We start from the raw sequence: 2141 nt of genomic DNA, 5'->3' as shown, positions 1-2141 counted from the left end.
AGTGTCGAACATGATTGCTCGGTGGTCGCCGGGGATTATGAGTTGCACAATCCGCACCATCTGTGCAACTTCGTCAGCGCCGATGCACTTCGATTTCGTGGCTGAGCGAAGGAGGATAGTGGGGTGGGTGAGGTTCCAGATACATCGGCGCGCCTGCAGGAATTGCTGCGGAGGGTGGCATCGCGGGCCCCAATCAAGCAGGTCATCATGGCGGTAGAGAGCGGTGACCGGTCGTTTTGCTGGAACGGCGCTCTGGGTGAGGCGACCCGCGACGGCACCGCGCTTCGGGCGAACTCGCCCTTCTTCATTGCCAGCATCGACAAAATGCTCAACGCCACCATCGCGATGAAGCTGAGCGAAGCAGGTCGATTGGATCTCGACGCGACGATCTCGACGTACCTTCCCGACGTTCTTACCCGCGGCCTGCACCGGCCAAGCGGGATCGACTATTCCGATCGCATCACAATCCGGCATCTGCTCGGCCATACGTCCGGCCTCGCGGATTGGCTGGAGGACCGTCCGAAAGGAGGTCGGAGTCTGGTCGAACGCCTGATCCGCGATGGCGATATGTCACTCGGTATCGAGGAAATGACGACCCTCGTCCGCGATGAGCTCAGGCCCCATTTCCCGCCTCAGGATCTGTCCGCGAACCGACAAAGGATCCGCTACTCCGACACGAATTACATGCTGCTCATCGCCGTCATCGAGGCGGTGGCAGGACAACCGCTGCACCAGGTGCACGAACGACTGCTGTTCCGCCCTCTGCATCTTCGACACACCTATTTCGCCGGTTCCTCCCAGCCCCTCGACCCCACGCCGGAACCTCCCGTCCTCCGTTTCGAAGGCCGCCCGCTTCACATTCCCCTCTTGTTGCGATCAGTCAAGGGTATCTATAGCACCGCGGAAGACACTCTCGCGTTCTTACGCGCTTTGGTGCGAGGTGCGGTCTTTCAGGACGCAAAAGTCCTCGCGTCCATGCAGCAACACTGGAACCGGTTCGGCTTCCCGCTCGACCGAGCCGCATTGCGTGCGCCGGGCTGGCCCATCGAGTACGGACTCGGAATCATGCGGTTCCGCCTGCCCCGGGTCTTCACCCCCCTGAGCCCGATGCCCGAGGTGGTCGGCCATACCGGCTCCACCGGTTGTTGGTTGTTTCACTGCCCAGAGTTGGACGTGGTGCTAACGGGGAGCGTAGACGAAGTGACCGCCGGTGCCGTACCATACCGGGTCGTACCGAAAATTCTCCAGATTCTTCGCTCGTCGAGCCAAGGAATCGGCGGGCGGTGACGAACAACACCAACGGACCGCGGCGCTCGTGAGCCCCTCTCTGCTCGCGCGGCGCACCACCGATCAGCCTGGGCGACTAAAGGCCAAGGTGAACGTTCACACCCGCGTGCAAAGACGCGAGACAACCAGAGGCGCGCGTTGATCTCGAAACAGATGAGGATTTCCCGATGCGGGTTCTGCGATAAACTCCACCAGGCGCCCAGGAGATCTCCGAGAGCCGTCCTCTTTCGCGGACGGCCAGGGATTTTCTCGGGACCTACTAGGGAGCAACCTAGTTCCGTGCAGCCGCGATGGGCACTAGCTTACTTCGATATTGGAACGGGACATGATCAACGGGTGCATCGAGCAGTCGTGCATCGACGCCCTGCGAAAGGCGCCCTGGACTATGGGAAGTATTAACCGCGGCTGACCGTATTGTTGGCGAAGGAAAGCAAGGATCTCGTGGAACATCCAGTTCAGATTACCTGTCGTGGATTCGACCTGACGGAGGCTCTCGAGCGAGCCGTCCAGGAAAGGGCCAACAAGCTCGAGACCTTCTTCGACAAGATCGAGTCGTGTCAGGTCGTGGTGGAGGCTCCCCACCGGCATCATCGGAAAGGCAATCTGTATCATGTTCGCATCCGCCTGACCGTGCCCGGCGAGGAGATCGTCGTCTCGCGCGATCCGCCGGAACATGCAGAGAATGAAGACATCCATTTGGTCATCAACGACGCTTTCAAGGAGACGACGAGGCGGCTAGAGGACTACGTGCGCCGTCGTCGGGGCAAGGTCAAGCAGCACGTCGGTTCTCCGCATGCCCGCGTGGCGCGACTGTTCCCCGAGGAGGGGTACGGATTCCTGGAGACGGCCGACGG

At 60.9% G+C, this 2141-nt stretch carries 2 protein-coding genes; both read left to right on the top strand.

The window, feature by feature from the left end; translation table 11 throughout:
- The first annotated feature begins 123 nt into the window (after window positions 1–123).
- Entirely contained in the window at window positions 124–1287 is a 1164-nt protein-coding gene (locus VEK15_06110; protein HXV60249.1) for a serine hydrolase domain-containing protein, read from the top strand.
- Window positions 1288–1728: 441 nt separating this feature from the next.
- The coding region (locus VEK15_06105; GenBank protein ID HXV60248.1) for an HPF/RaiA family ribosome-associated protein at window positions 1729–2141 on the top strand (413 nt) is incomplete at its 3' end.

The organism is Vicinamibacteria bacterium, from assembly GCA_035620555.1.
In the GTDB taxonomy this organism is placed as follows: domain Bacteria; phylum Acidobacteriota; class Vicinamibacteria; order Marinacidobacterales; family SMYC01; genus DASPGQ01.
Note: the sequence above shows the minus strand (reverse complement) of the source record. Positions and strands in the feature narration are given on the sequence as shown.